Annotated in this window: 11 protein-coding genes; all 11 read right to left on the bottom strand. The window is 40.3% G+C overall.

Features of this window, described 5'->3' with window-relative positions; all coding sequences use genetic code 11:
• Positions 1-7 precede the first annotated feature (7 nt).
• The gene (locus tag P0M28_RS15465; protein WP_302203299.1) at positions 8-937 is read right to left on the bottom strand and encodes a glycosyltransferase family 4 protein; all 930 of its coding nucleotides are present in this window, start codon (positions 935-937) and stop codon (positions 8-10) included.
• Between the two features lie 296 nt (positions 938-1,233).
• Positions 1,234-2,133: a glycosyltransferase family protein gene (locus P0M28_RS15460; RefSeq protein ID WP_302203298.1), complete on the bottom strand. Its 900-nt coding sequence runs from the start codon at positions 2,131-2,133 to the stop codon at positions 1,234-1,236.
• Positions 2,134-2,137: 4 nt separating this feature from the next.
• The gene (locus P0M28_RS15455; RefSeq protein WP_302203297.1) at positions 2,138-3,397 is read right to left on the bottom strand and encodes an O-antigen ligase family protein; all 1,260 of its coding nucleotides are present in this window, start codon (positions 3,395-3,397) and stop codon (positions 2,138-2,140) included.
• A 45-nt stretch (positions 3,398-3,442) separates the two neighbouring features.
• Positions 3,443-4,621 carry a glycosyltransferase gene (locus P0M28_RS15450; RefSeq protein ID WP_302203296.1) on the bottom strand — a complete coding sequence of 393 codons (1,179 nt, stop codon included), beginning with the start codon at positions 4,619-4,621 and terminating at the stop codon, positions 3,443-3,445.
• 49 nt (positions 4,622-4,670) lie between these two features.
• Positions 4,671-5,774 carry a hypothetical protein gene (locus tag P0M28_RS15445; RefSeq protein ID WP_302203295.1) on the bottom strand — a complete coding sequence of 368 codons (1,104 nt, stop codon included), beginning with the start codon at positions 5,772-5,774 and terminating at the stop codon, positions 4,671-4,673.
• Positions 5,775-5,879: 105 nt separating this feature from the next.
• A complete protein-coding gene (locus P0M28_RS15440) occupies positions 5,880-7,067 on the bottom strand; it encodes a polysaccharide pyruvyl transferase family protein (RefSeq protein WP_302203293.1) in 1,188 nt (395 codons plus the stop codon).
• A gap of 83 nt (positions 7,068-7,150) precedes the next feature.
• Complete coding sequence (locus tag P0M28_RS15435; RefSeq protein ID WP_302203291.1) at positions 7,151-8,539, bottom strand: Coenzyme F420 hydrogenase/dehydrogenase, beta subunit C-terminal domain; 1,389 nt, start codon at positions 8,537-8,539, stop codon at positions 7,151-7,153.
• Positions 8,540-8,728: 189 nt separating this feature from the next.
• Positions 8,729-9,820 carry a nitroreductase family protein gene (locus tag P0M28_RS15430; RefSeq protein ID WP_302203289.1) on the bottom strand — a complete coding sequence of 364 codons (1,092 nt, stop codon included), beginning with the start codon at positions 9,818-9,820 and terminating at the stop codon, positions 8,729-8,731.
• A gap of 106 nt (positions 9,821-9,926) precedes the next feature.
• Positions 9,927-11,384 (bottom strand): lipopolysaccharide biosynthesis protein, encoded by a 1,458-nt coding sequence (locus tag P0M28_RS15425; RefSeq protein WP_302203287.1) that lies wholly within the window; start codon positions 11,382-11,384, stop codon positions 9,927-9,929.
• A gap of 48 nt (positions 11,385-11,432) precedes the next feature.
• A complete protein-coding gene (locus tag P0M28_RS15420; protein WP_302203285.1) occupies positions 11,433-13,808 on the bottom strand; it encodes a GumC family protein in 2,376 nt (791 codons plus the stop codon).
• Between the two features lie 2 nt (positions 13,809-13,810).
• Positions 13,811-14,560, bottom strand: coding sequence for a polysaccharide biosynthesis/export family protein (locus P0M28_RS15415; RefSeq protein WP_302203283.1), 750 nt, complete (start codon positions 14,558-14,560; stop codon positions 13,811-13,813).
• Positions 14,561-14,752: the final 192 nt, after the last annotated feature.

Genomic DNA, 14,752 nt, shown 5'->3' with positions numbered 1-14,752 from the left:
ACTACGTCTACTTGGCTATGGTTTTTCTCGCTGTGAAGTTATGGTATAGATTGCGCCATCGTTCTTGGAAGACTTCCTGACTGTACCGATGAGCCGTCTTTTCGGCATTCGCCCCCATTTCTTCCAGCATTGTTTTATTCGCATCAATGTCCTGTAGCTTAGCAGCAATGGCTGTTGCCGAACGCTCAATAAACCACCCATTCTCGCTATCAACTACGTACTCATCCGATCCGCTAAAGCTAGTGACCAATAACGGCAATCGGGCCGCCGCAGCTTGCATACACACCAAAGAAAATGTTTCGTAGATAGAGGGCAACGAAAACATATCGGCGGCCCACAGGTAGGGACGAATATCTTTTTGAAAGCCAGCAAATACCACCTGACCGCTCACGCCTAGTTGGCTGGCTTTCTTTTGAAAGAGTGCAATCTCGGGGCCTCGCCCCCCAATCACCAGTATTTTGTAGCGAGGCGCGTCCCGCTTTAGCAAAGACAAGGCTTCCAGCAATAGTCCCAACCCTTTACGCTCAAAGTCGCCCAGAGCAGCAAAGGCAATCACGGTATCTGCTTCGGTGAACCCCAGTGCGTTTCGCTGGTTGTGCCCCACCTCGGCATCACGACTAAATCGCTTCGTATCAACCGGGTTAGGAATTGCCATTAGTTTCTTAGCTGTGCTAGGGTAACACTCCTGAATTTCTCTCTTCAATCCTTGCGAAGGCACTACAATAAGTTTAGCACTTGAGAATGCTTTCTTTTCTTTTTGGGCGTTGAATTTATGGTTTAATCTGCGTAAGAATTTTCTAATGCCTCTTACATTTACTTTATGCCAGTGCTTAGCTAGATAAGCTGTATGGCAGAAGTGAGCGTAGCATATATCACACTGAGTGTATTGCCCGCTGGTTGCTTGCACTATCGTCTTACTACCTTCTTCCTGCCTCATTTTTTTTAAAAGACTGACCATTTTAATTTTTACCGCAAAATAAAAAGTCAAATACCTTAGAAAATTCAGTTGACTAAGTAGCTTTATTTTATGAAAAGCCAGATAACCTCTATCTTCAAGTGCTAAGTGGCTTGATAGCACAGTTATATTATAATCTTTAGAAATACCTTTAATTTCTTGCAGTATGCAACTTCCAGCGGGGCTAGTTTTGTCAATAAATAAATCAATGATTATAACATTTTTTATCATTTATAGTGTGTGATAAGTCTTATAGCAATATACGTTCTAAAAATAGATTAGCGGAGAACTCCAATTAGTTGTTTCAGCTTGGCAATACCCCGGGATTTTACTGAGTAGAAATCCATAAACTGCTCATGTATTTTTTTATTTGACGCTACGTTAGGCAACAATTGAAATGCGGTGCTATCACTTTTATCGAGCTTCGTTGTGAAGCGATCAAAGCCTGTGGTGTGGGTAGCACCAGCACCAAAGCCAATATTTTCAACTTTCGAAATAGTAGGATAAATTGTAAAGAGCTTCTCCTTATATAAATGGTACTGCCACCGAATAGCCCAGGAGTCTATTTTTCCCTGCATTTGCCGACTTAACATTCGGTACAAATCACTTCCGTGCGATCTAAAGTCCTTTCGGTTGGTTGCCGACTGTTTAAACTTATCAAAATCCTTAATTTCCCAATCAATGCCAACCCACTTACTTTTCCAGGTGGCCCAACCGTGGGAGCTTACCCGAGGAAAAGCATAAACATCGTAGGAGTAGTCTTCGGGAACCTCCATTGGCATGGTGTAACCAGATACAGAGAGCACTTCGGGGTAGTTGCTGTAAAAGGATAGACACTGATTCATGAACGAAAGGAAATTAGACGAAACAGCCAAATCATCTTCTAACACAATAACCGTGTCGTAGCTATTTAATACTTCGGTAGCTCCACTAATAATTGATTTGGCTAACCCTTGATTGGCTTTAGCCTCAGAAATACGAATGCTTCGGAACCCCTCTATTGTTTTCAAAAAATCGCGAATGTTGTTAACAGCCAACTCATCAGCCTGCGTTTTAGCGGCATCAGAAAAGATGAATAAATCGCTCTCTCTAGCTAGCACATTCTGCTGCAATGCCGAAACAGTCCGCTTCAGTGTATCTAGTCGCTTATAGGCAAATAGGGCAATAGGTGCGTTCATAACATTATTTAGCCAGAACCCGCATTCTACCTGGCAATCTATTATTCTGGGGGAGTGTATTAGTAGATAGCGAGCTGCTAACTTTTAAAGATCCGGTGTAAAATAGTAATATCCAGAAGTCTTGAGAGGTGTAAAGCCCGGTAGAAAACATGCCGTACACCAGTATTTGTAAGTACAGAATCACAATCCAACTGGAAAAGTGCTGCGCTCTTATCAGATTGTAGGATTTAAACAGGCTATAAATTACTAATGCTAAAAAGATAACTCCCCCTAAGGCACCGGTAGTCATAAAAACTTCTAAAAAGTAGTTGTGGGGGTACCCTCCAGCTCCTATTCCCGATGGTATCAGATAGTAAGAACCAAAAATAGGCGACTCTTCTATAATACTCAGCGCGTTAGCGTATATCACATCCCGCCCACTGGTTTCTTTATCCTGAATCATGCTGGTTAAACGTACCGCTAAACTGCTCCCCATACTACTTAGTAAGCCGATAATGGCTTTGATATTGATGAGGACTAACCCGACAAAAACAGATAATATCAGTAAGCCCTTTACCTTTCCTAGCCTAGCGATCATATAAAAAATGCTGACCAACGCTAACACTACTACCGGCGACCGGGAACCGGCCTTGGCGATAGATAAAAGACCAACGACAAAGGTAAGGGCGAATAGTATTTTAAGCGTTGCTTTTTTATAGTGAATAAATCCAAATAACGAGATTAGAGAAAGCGCGCAACCGGTTTGGCCGTACATGATGGTGTTAATCGTAGAGTTGGCATCGTACCGAACATTGGAGACATCGAGGTGCGTATTTTCTATGGCTAAAAAGTAAGCGACTATCAACCCGAAGGTCAGGGTTACCCAAAAAAATTTGAAAGAAGTTTCTGAATGAAAAGCGGAGTCATATCGAAAAGAAAGCGCGAGAATAATACCAATAAAAAATCCGATAAAATCAGTAAAACCACTATTCTTTAGAGCCGGAATAGGATCTAAGAAAACATCAATGAACAGGTTAGTGGTGTAAATAAGGGCCAGAATAACAAACAAAAATTCAAACAGGCTAAGCCGAAAGGCCGAGCGGTAATCTTTGTAGATAATCCACAGGGCGAGCGATAATCGTACTACCCAGAAAAGATACTTTATTATAGAGTTGTTTATCCCTACGATGTCTGGAATAAAGGTAACGATTAAAAATATTGAATATAGATTCAGTGAAAAATGATATTTTTCTTTATATGTCTTATACGATATTCCCATTATCATACTTTGAATCACATAAATTTATAAACTATAAATCTAATTTTATAATTATTCTTCGGTTAAAATAGCTCTGGAAAAATTCTCCGGGCTATATTCGTGTAAATACTCCGCACTTTGATACTGGTACTTTTCCGGCTGGTATATCAATTGGCAAATAGCATCTTTTATTTCTTTAGGATCTAGAGGATTAACCGCAATTCCGAGGTTTTTCTCAGCTACTAGTCTGCCCACTAACCCTTGGTTAGAGGCAACAACATTCTTTTGGTGCTTAATTGCGTGCCCTAAAATTCCACTTGAGCTGTAGAAATTAATATACGGCATAAGCACAATATGGCAATTCGTAAACACAACCTCCATTTCACCTTTGGTTGCAAATTGGTCGTTGAAGGTAATATTTATCTCATCTTGGTGCTGGTGAATATGATCTTGGTATTTCTTTTTAACCGCTCCATCCAGTCTGCCGATAATAAGCAGGTGTACCGATTTTTTGATTTCGCTCGGTAGCAACCGCAGAGCATCAATAATGGTGGTGATATTTTTCCGTTCGTCAATCATACCGAACACTAGCAAATGCTTCTTTGTAGCGTGTAATGAGAATTTCTCGATTATTTCATCATGCACCAGGGCATCGCTACTTACTGGCTTATCTTCAATAGGGTCGGGTAAATAAGCAAAACAGCGTTTAATGCTTTTATTCATTTCGCAGACTGTTTTCTCATCATTCAGAATGAAAAGCTTCTTAATGCTTTTATTCAAAGCAGTAGCATACTTTTGGGAAATGTAGTTTCTTAGAAGGCCTTTTTTATCGGTTGAATTCTTATAGTGTACGTAGGGTTGAAACAAAACGCCCTTCACCGATAGGTTGAACTTTTTAAAACGCCGGGTAGTAAGTAAAATCAAGTGTTCATCCACACTCATGAAAATAATCTCATTAATATTCTTACGAATTTGGCTTATCTTTTCAGCCACGAGTGTCCATTCGTAAAAGCTTTGGCTAATAAAGTTAGATCGGGCTTCAGTGGGGTTAACGTATTCAATAAAGTAGTTCGGCGACTCAGTTAACTGTCCTAACAGCGGGACTATTTTTTCATTTAGGAAGAATATATATTTATCGTGCAAATTGGCATTATCGTTAATGAACCGCATCAGATGAGAGATATACTCCCCCCTATGGCCAGTAAAACCAGACTCAAGAATTAGGGTACGATCGCTGTTATTTTCTGTCACTAGTTAAATAGTATTGATAGCCTAATAGGAGATAAAACAACGCTAGTTTCTACAACCGAACGAAAGGAAACAACTTATTGATAAACCACCGCTTTCCGGCAGAAGAGCCTAACGTATAGGGTAGGGGCACCATTTTTTCGACAAAAGCATTAGACTTGCTCTTGGGTAAAGTGGTACTGTTCTCAAATTCTGTTTTTAGTGCGTACGAAAAGAAGTTTCCCTCAATACCATCGCGAATATTTTGTGATAAACACGTTAGTTCAAGTCCATAAGTACGTATCGGCTTTCTACAGACTTTAGATGATATCACATAAGTTTTATTAATCAAATCTAGCCTTTTTGAGCCGTATAAATCAAGCTCTACATCATCGGCTATACCTAGTTGAGACAGGTTAGAAGCATGGTACTCCGAGAAAGCATCAAACTTATTAGCACTGTAATCTAGTGCCACAAGTTTGTAGGTATAACTCTCTGGTAGTGTTTCTAAACCCACCTGAAAATAGCTGTTAGCCTGCTGTAAATGTTCGCCCGCATCGGCAAAGTTGGTTGAATGCGATAGTATAGGGTATGCGACAAACTTTTCTTCATCCACCAGATATTTGTAGAAATACTTCTTCCACGAGCTTTCCGACCATTTTTTTATCCTCTCCGGAATATTATCACTACTGCTGATTACCGGTTCTTTGTTGTAAAATGATTTGAACGAACGCCACTGCTGTTGAGTCCATATTTGCCCCCACGAGCAGGGTACCTGCATAAAGTAGTTATCGTAGCCGTCGTACAGTGGTTCAAACGGAAGCAGCACATTTTCATTGATCCGATTAGAGTATAGGGCTATACTGGCGATGTTTTCGTCTTCATCAAAAAATTCTACTGACTGTAGGGCGTAGTTGTAAAAATTACGACTCACGTAACAGTCGTCTTCCAACACTATTACGGCACCGTACGTTTCTGATAGGTCGCCACATGATATGATATGATTTCTTAGCCCTAGGTTTTCTTGGTGATCGATAATCTTCTTTTCGCCGTGTTCCCAAATACATTCGGTAGCAATGTGTAGTATCTCGCGATTGTTTTCCGAACCTCCATCAACACTGATGATTAGCGGTATGCGAATGCCCGCAGGGTACACTGATTTTGCTAGAGAGGACAATATTCTCTTTAATGAGTTTGTTCGGCTATGGGTAACAACGACAATTGCTGGTATCACGAAACTAGATTTTGAAGTTATAGAGGGTTTCTATTCTCCGCTCTCTTTCTAAGCGTAATTAGCCTTTATAGCCAAAGTATCACGAATTACGTCCCACATTTCGTTGTTTTTCCCTTTTATCTGGCTATTAACTGTTTCTATTCTTGCTCTTACTGCACTATTCTCCTGAGAATCTAGCAGTTCTTTAATTAAAGTAGCTACTTCCGGTTGGGTAGGCGTAACCATACAATATCGGCTTACTTCGTATTCTTTGGCTAATTCTTGATATTTGTGAGACCAAGATGTCATAATACAGGGCACCGATGACGATAAAGATGATGCAATAGCGTGGAATCTGGAAGCAACATTAAGGTAAGATCCCGCAATAATCTTCTTCAGTTTCTTGGGGTCATCTTCATCTACTTTAAGAACTCTAGGATTATCTCGGTAAATGTTAAACAACTTATTTACCAACTCTACATCACCTTGAGCAGAGTGATTTAATAACTTAATATTATAAGATGAATTATCGAGCAGACAGTTTATAGCGTTTAACAGAACATCTTCGTAGTGCTTGCGCCATTCCTCTCCGGCTTTATCTAGCATTCTAACATTGGGCACAACACAGCAATAATCTCCATCTTCCCTAACTGGCTCAAATTTGTACGATAACGTTATGTCCGGATACAATTTCACTTTGCTCTTATCGGTAGCTACTTTCAGCACGTTTTGGTAAGACATACTCTCTCTGGCAATTACAAGGTCTGATAGCGAAAAGCACTCTTTTATAAGTGGTACTTGCTGCTCGCTAAACGGGCCAAATGCTTGAGGAAGAAAAATGTATTTGGTGTTGTTCTTCTTAACCTTTTTTAGAAGAGTGAGCAAATTATTCGTTGGATTCATCCCCCACTTTTCGGCAAAAACGTACCCAGATATATCTAAGATTACGTCAATGTCTGAGAGCGTGGTATTGCCTGAGAAAGCTATACCTCTTTTGAACGAAAGATACTGTTTAGCCAACCCAGGGAAGAGTAGTGTTAGATTAAACTGCTGCTGCGGACAGAATGCTACGTGAAACAAAGGGGCGTTAATTGCTTTATATCCAGCAGCATTAATCTTTTCAGCATTTGCCAGAAGTGGGCTTAGATACAACTCGGCATCTGGAATGTGTTTAACAATCTGCTCGCCAGCGGCGTGTATCATTAATTCTGCGCCTCTATTGTAGAACTCACCGCCTACTACTAGTATTTTCGTCATGATTATTAGTTATTACCGTTGTTCGTATAAGGGAAAATCTATTCAATTAATTGAGTAAGACTTATGGCAAGAAGTAGCTACCATCATTTTGAACTACTCCAAAGCTTCTCTTTAGTTCTAAGTGCCTTGTTAACTACTTTTAGATAGAGAGGAACATAGTTCAACTTTTTAATATAAGGCATCATTAAGTTTACAAAGTAGTGCCAGCTTCCTCTTTCTTTTGCTTTTAAAAAAAGTTGGTGAGAAGCATCTCTTACTATCTCTCTGTTTTCGTAGACCCTTTTTCTCTGATTACTGATATTGTTGCTTGGTGCAACTCTCTTCTTAGGATACCAACTGTTATCCTTATTTTTTAGAAATAGCCGGTACGAAAGCCCTTCTCTTCGGTGCTTTATTCCTCCCCATTGCGACTCTACCACAATACTTTCTTCAACTTCTTTTAGTGCCAGTCTTCCTTGGGCAATACCTTCTTTTATCAGACTATCTATTTCTTCATTTCTAATGACCAATACATTATTACCATTGTGGTCATCCATGTATCCTTCTAACCAGGCATCGCCTACCGAAACATCAGTTGTTTCGCCAACAATATCATCACAATAATCGCACGCTTTATACTTAAACAATCCGTGTCCCCAATCGCCACCAAACATTTTTTTCGAGGACTTAATCCCGCTCAACTGCCCCGATTTTGTAATAGCGTACACTCCTTTTTCGTTAGCTTGCAGTCCTGCTATTTTGTCTCGAAACTCTATACCACCTAAGTCATCAGGCTCAACTCCTAGCTGCCATCCCAAAAGTTCAGCAAACGCGGTAGACTTTAAGTGACCGCAAATTATGCCAATAACGTATTTTACCCGTTCGTTAATAACTTTGTCTTGTAAACATAGATTCCTGATTGCCTTACTGAAGCAGGGGACAGCAGTGATAACGTATCTTCCCTCGTTTTTTCTAATAAAGTCAAGAGCGTCAGTTAATGTGATAGGATAATAAGCTGATTTGGAACCAGACAAAATATTGTCTTCCTTCGTAAAGATTTGAAAAGTGAATAGCGTATCTTCCTTTTGGCTACTGATTACTTGAACAACATAGTCTACCTTATCTTCTCGAAGTAGTTCATTCAGTATCCACTTACCAAACCCACCTGAACTTCCTTTTTCTCGGAAGGCTCCTTCTTTCACATAACCTACGTAGTTCGCAATATATTTCCCGATGTACTCATTCTTCTTTTTGGCTTTTTGAAATAACTTATCAGCAAGTTCATCCTCGTTTTTAGCCTTATTAGAAAATGGGCAAACAGCAAGTGCTGGATCATCTTTCGGTGGTGTGCCATTACCAGAATATTTGGCTTTATACATACCATACTGGTCAATTTCTACAGTATAGTCAGTGTTTACATGGCTACATACTCCACACCCAATGCAGTAGTCATTCTTTATTACCTGCTCTTCTAGCGACGATATATTACTCATTTTAAGCTTGTTTGTTTTTAGTAGCTGAAGATGATACTACTTCATTAATAGCGTTAATCAAGCTAATTGGAATTAGCATTAGTTGTGCCCCTTTGCTATTCAGATTTACGCCGATTATTAAAGTGTTCATCTTGTAATGTGTTGTTAATTTGGTATGCTTGATTCAATAAAAAAATATTACTGTCGTCTCTAAGTTTTTGCTAACGCTGGGTTCAGAACTCTTAGCAAATCTATTTCTTTCCGCGATGAGTAAGGTATAAAAGATTCTTGATCTGCATAGCCAACGGCAATTAGCATGATAGGGCGCATATGCCTAGGAACAGAAGGCACAAGCTGATAAAAGCTTTTTTCTCTTTTAGCGACATCACTCCAGTTAATAGGACAAGTACTGAGACCAAGCGTTTCGGCTGCGTGCATAAACGTCATGGCGGCCAAAGACGCATCGATATAAATTAAGTGTCTATCGCGTTCGTGGAAATAGTTTGACAGATCACCAATTAAGGCAATTAATGCCGGAATTTGGTGAGCAAACCCGCCTGTTCCTCCCGCAAGCTCAGCAACTGCCGTTGCGTCTTCTTGCTTATTAAATACCAAAAACTTATAGGGCTGTCTATTACAGGCTGAGGGAGCTAAACTAGCAGAAGATATTGCTTTATCTATCAAAGATATGTCTACTTCGCGCTCTTCAAACCATCGGGTTGACCTTCTTTGTATACAGAGATCATGAAATTTCTCGTGAGTAATTCCCGACGAATTCAGTGATTTTTTAGTGTAAGGAACACGGTCTTTCACAATTTTTGAAAAAGCGTCGGGAGTATCTCCTTGCGGATGACTCAAGGCATCAAACTTAGCTTTGAATAGTTTAACCTCCGCTGAATTGCCACATATTGAGAAATAAGACATCAATACATCACGAGCCCACAGCACTTCATTTGTTATTCTTAAATTCTGGCTACTTACCGTCTTTTCGTAAGCATCAAGCGTTTCACCAATATAGTCAACCCCAAAAGGAATGCGGCGAGGCACCATAATCATCCCTTTTTCTAAACGGTGTATATTTCGCCTTAACAGTGGCACCGATCCAGAGGGACGTTGAATGTTTTCGTTGTATTGTAATTGCCCCAGAATTACTGCGCGGTGTTCTCGATAAAACTCAGAATTTACAATATAATACAGCGAAGAGCGTAACCCTGAACCAGCACTAACATACAGTATTAGCTGTTGAATTTTGGATATAGTGGCTCGAGCATACGAACGCAAAAGTTTAATAGCCTTTCTCATTGTATAAATTCTCTATTTTATAATGGTTAACCCATCCCCCTCATTTACGTCAATCACCTATCTCACCCTTAAAAATCGAGATCCATTTATTTTCTGTGCTGCTCACCTACGTTTTCAGCTTTTTCTCTTTCTTTAAAGATTTGACAAATACAGCTATATCTTGCCCCATCATTTTATATACAATAAGCGTGTAAATCATTAGTAGAATACCGGAAGAGATAATAAAGTGTACATTGGCAACAGCGTGAAGCCCCAATACAACTAAAGATGCAATTGCTGAAGCAACTACCGGAACTTTCATGGCTCTAAATAAGTCAGCAAATGTGTAGTCAATCAGAATTTTCATATAAACCTGCACAATAAAAACGCTCAGAAACTTAATTACTAGAAAGGCCATAGCCGCTCCGTTAATTCCGTAGAAGTAGATTCCTGCACTCAATAGAGGCGCGTACATCAGCAGTGCTTTCCAAAATTGAAGTTTCATCTCTAGTCGAGCCTTTCCCATGCCCCGAACCAGCGTAGTATTACTATTCACCATCATATGAAAGAGCACTGAACCGGCTAATAGTTTTAAAGGAATAACGGCCTCAGTCCACTTTGCGCCAAACACAGTAAGTAGTATTGGTTCTCCTTCTATTATCCACAACAGCATGATCGGATACACCACCAAGGAGTTATACTTTACAATAGTAACGTAGTAGCTTTTAAGCGACTTTAGATCATCTTGTACGGTTCCATACACTGGGTACATTACTTTGTTCATAATGTTCATTAGCTCATTTTTAACAATGTCAGTTAAAATAAAAGCTAAGGTGTAAGCCCCTAAAGCTGAGGCGGATACCAACTTGCCAATTAATAAGTAATCGAGCTTATTAATTAAATTATTGAAAAAATTAGTGGCAGTAGTATACAGGCCAAAACCAAAAATATCACTGAACGCTTCTCTTTCCCATATCAACTTGGGTGTCCAGGAGGTAGCTCTAAAGTACAGTGGCATGGCTACTAAAAAGGAGGCTACTGCATTAAATACCAAGGCCCATACCCCAGCTCCGGCAAAAGCCAGCATTAGCGATAACACCCCCGAAAAAATATGAGCTGCATTCTCAATAAACGCTTGTTTCTTAAAGTCCATCGCTTTGGTTAGCTGGGCTTTATGTACCAAGTTTACCGGACTGGATAAAACTCCAATACTCAACACCGGAATAATAGACCTAAGCAGCGGTTCTTCGTAGAAAATTGCTGCTAGCGGAGCAACCACCAGTGCAATGAAAATGTACAAACTAATAGACCAAACAACCCCCGACCAAAACGAGGTATGAAAATGGGCTTCCCTTAAATCTTCTTCTTTTCTCTGTACTAAGGCCGCTGCTATTCCTATATCATTAAATACCTCAATAAAACTGATAAATACCGAGGCCATGCCTACCAAACCAAACTGTTCGGGAAACAACAGGCGGGCTAACACCAGCTTGATGACAAATGAAAAGGAACGATAAATAACTACCTGAACCGTATTCCAGAATACTCCGCTTAATATCTTACTTCTCAGTGTCAACTCACTCATAGGCTAGCTCTTCTTAACAGCAGTTCAAAAAATAGTACTGTATTTTCATTAATTCTTATTCAAATCGGGGTTATAGTCGTAACTATAGCCGTAGCTTTCATCCCTGCGGGAATCATTCACTACCACCACTAAATTCTTCATATCCTTCGACTCAAAAAGGCTATCTAATTTAGCTATCTGAGCTTTGTTCGTATGATTGTACCGAATAAGATGAATAAAAATGTCCATGTAGGGAGACAGAACAAAAGCATCAGCCACTATTCCTATCGGCGGGGTGTCAAAAATAATAACATCAAACTGCGCTTTGGCTTCTTGTATCAGTTTCTTGGTGCAGTTATCGCTTTCAATAAGCAAGGCAATGTCAGAAGTAGCTTTTCCAGCACTTAGTACGCTCAAATGTGGTAAGTCCGTATTTTGTAGTACCGTGGTAAAGTCCGCTTCTTGGCCTAGGTATTCAGCCAACCCAAAGTCCTTCACATTAAAATACTCTTGCAGACGTGGCTTTCGTAAGTCGGCTCCAATCAACAAGGTTTTTTTCCCTACTCTCGCGTAGGCTGCGGCTAAGTTAGCAGCGCAAAAGGTTTTGCCATCGCCCGCTTGGGCAGAGGTAACACCAATAACAATGGGCTGGGTATCTTGTCTAAGCCATTGCCGGTCTAACGTAATACGCAAGAAACGAAATGCTTCGGCTACCGGTGATGATGGGGCCAGTACGGGTAGTTTTTGCCCTCGTGCCGCTCGGGGAATAGAGCCAATGACTGGTATGGTTGGGGTAATGTTCAGGTCAGCACTATCGTTCACTTTTGTATTAAGCAGATGCTGGGCAGTTACCAATCCGAGAGGCAAAACTATGCCAGCTAAAAAGGCCAAAAAGAAGACTAAGCTTTTGTTGGGTTCGGTGGCAGTACTACCTATCAGGCGAGGAGTATCTACCATACTTTTATTGGGCAGATTAGATGCTAAGGCAATCCCTGCTTCGGCCCGTTTTTCCAAAAGGTAATTGTAAATATTACTATTAAGAGCAAACTTGCGTTGTATATTAATAAGGTTGCGTTCACTTTGGGGTAAGTTATTAACCTGGCCCTCCAGCCTGTTAATTCTCCGCTGATTCTCTTGGGAGGCAATTCGGTTAGAACTAATCAAATTATCGATATTTTCGATCAGTGCCGCTTTGGTGCTACGAATCTTATTCTCTAACACCCGTAGTACTGGATTATTTTCACCAGAACTATAGGCCTTTTCTACTTTTTCCTGGTTCATTATCGACAAGTCTTGGAGCAGATTATTAAGTAGCGGGTCGTTAATGCCTACGGCAGAAGGGGCCACCACATCAGTCACATCTTCATTATTACGTAGATATTCTGAAGTGTACTGATAGTATTCGCGCTGAACCCCCAGCTTAGCTTGCTCTGCCTCCAATTGCTGTAATTGAGCGTTCAAACTCTCCGAAGTGGTACTAATATCAATAATCTGATTAGAAGCTCGAAAGGATTCTAGATTGCCTTCTACTGATTGCAATGAATCGTATACCGTAGCTAACTGTGTATCAATAAACCCAATGGCGCGTAGTCCCAGCTCATTTTTCTTATTCAAATCATGCTGAATGTATACTTCAGCTAGTGTGTTCAAAAAAGCCTTCTCTTTTTGGGGAATCCGCCCCTTGGTGGTCAACTGAACAATGCTCGATTCTTCCGAGATAGGCGTAATACCTAGCTTACCCGAGTAAGATTTAGTCAGCCCTTGCAGAGTATTCACAATAATATAAAATTGCTGGTCTTCCTCTACTACGTAGCTAGAGTCCAAGACGAGCTGAAAACTTAGTAGTGGCGACTCATAAGGTTGATTGATTGGAAGGGTTTCATCCATTTTTGCCTCCACTTCCGGTTGTACTACTTGCTGGTTCGCTACGTCAAACAGCGTTGCCTCATCGGCATCTACCTGAATCCGATAGTGCTTAGGATCAGGAAAACTGATATAGATAGGAACCCCAATCAATTGGGGTTCCTTATAATCCAGGATAGCTTCAAACTTTGAGTGATAAATTTCTTCCTCCATCTGTTCGCCTAAAAAACCCCAAGTGTCTGGGTACTGAAAATAGCTTACCGTAAAGTCTAGCTGCTCTAGGGCTCGCTGCACCATCGCGTAAGAAGAAAGGATTGCAATTTCATCCGCCAATTCGGAATTACCCGAAAGTAGATCTAAACCATTAATAAATTTCTCTTGTCCTGAACTCCGATCACTAAGTCCTTGGTCTTTCAGTAATACGGTAGCTTCCACTTCATACTGCTTAGGGGCTGTTTTTAGGTAGAGAATAGCTATAGTGAAGCAAAGCGCCAGACCAATCAGAAAATAGTACCATTTATCTACGGACTTTAATAGTACTTTCCGAATATCAATAAATTCTTCTTCAGTCGTTTCTTTCATCGCTAGTTATTTATAAAGTTTAGCACCAATATCGTTGAAGAAACAGCCCCAAATAATATACCCAGTATACTCAGCGTATTCAGGTTATCACGCGTTTGCTTGGCTTGCAACGGTTGTATGTACAGCACATCGTTGGGCTGTAAAAAGTAAAAATCAGAAGCTAGCAGCTTGGGATCTTTTAGATTTAGCAGTATGGCATCGCTTCCATTTTCTGTTTGCCGAATTAGCGTAATATTCTCACGATTTCCAAAGTCAGTTAGATCACCCGCTAGCCCCAGTACCTCCAGCACATTTGCTTGCTCATTAAACACATAGTAATAACCAGGTCTGTTTACTTCGCCCAAAACGGTCACTTTGAAGCTCACCAGCTTTACTAGTATGGTGGCGTCGCTAATGTAGCTACTTATAGCATCTCGGATAATGGCTTCTGCCTCTTCTAAAGTATAACCACCAACTTGTACTTCGCCAACTTCGGGCAGCGTTACCATGCCTTCCGAACTAATAGAATAGCCATTAATAAAAAGCCCTGCCGGATCTAGTGGCATAAACCCGTTGCTAGGCTGAATGTTGAAGTAGTCTTCAGTATCCTCATCCAATGTTTTAATTCTAACCGACAAAACGTCCCGAGGCTGAAGCTGATAGGTCTGGCGGTTGTTATATACTGCGGTAGGAGCTTGAGTATTAAACTCAGGATTAGGAAAGTATATTAACTTTTCGTTGGGGATACAAGCAACTACGCTAAGTAGTAGCATACTAATGCAAATTAGGTTGGTTAGGCGCACGTCTATTCTAAGATTTAGAGGCTTACCAAACATTGGCTAGCTTCTCTAGAAGGTTAAGTAAGTTTCAAATAAACAAAGAGTAGATTACAAAAAAAAGAACTAACTGCTAAAAAAAAGATAATAATTTCATTTAATTCTTGTAAAGATCATAGTTTTATGAAT

This window comes from Tunicatimonas pelagia (assembly GCF_030506325.1).
Taxonomy (GTDB): Bacteria; Bacteroidota; Bacteroidia; order Cytophagales; family Cyclobacteriaceae; genus Tunicatimonas; species Tunicatimonas pelagia.
Note: the sequence above shows the minus strand (reverse complement) of the source record. Positions and strands in the feature narration are given on the sequence as shown.

Bases quoted from the DNA above. Each gene is read 5' to 3' on its own strand.
- P0M28_RS15465 (WP_302203299.1), bottom strand. From the start codon at position 937: ATGAGGCAGGAAGAAGGTAGTAAGACGATAGTGCAAGCAACCAGCGGG.
- P0M28_RS15460 (WP_302203298.1), bottom strand. From the start codon at position 2,133: ATGAACGCACCTATTGCCCTATTTGCCTATAAGCGACTAGATACACTG.
- P0M28_RS15455 (WP_302203297.1), bottom strand. From the start codon at position 3,397: ATGATAATGGGAATATCGTATAAGACATATAAAGAAAAATATCATTTT.
- P0M28_RS15440 (WP_302203293.1), bottom strand. From the start codon at position 7,067: ATGACGAAAATACTAGTAGTAGGCGGTGAGTTCTACAATAGAGGCGCA.
- P0M28_RS15435 (WP_302203291.1), bottom strand. From the start codon at position 8,539: ATGAGTAATATATCGTCGCTAGAAGAGCAGGTAATAAAGAATGACTAC.
- P0M28_RS15430 (WP_302203289.1), bottom strand. From the start codon at position 9,820: ATGAGAAAGGCTATTAAACTTTTGCGTTCGTATGCTCGAGCCACTATA.
- P0M28_RS15425 (WP_302203287.1), bottom strand. From the start codon at position 11,384: ATGAGTGAGTTGACACTGAGAAGTAAGATATTAAGCGGAGTATTCTGG.
- P0M28_RS15420 (WP_302203285.1), bottom strand. From the start codon at position 13,808: ATGAAAGAAACGACTGAAGAAGAATTTATTGATATTCGGAAAGTACTA.
- P0M28_RS15415 (WP_302203283.1), bottom strand. From the start codon at position 14,560: ATGCTACTACTTAGCGTAGTTGCTTGTATCCCCAACGAAAAGTTAATA.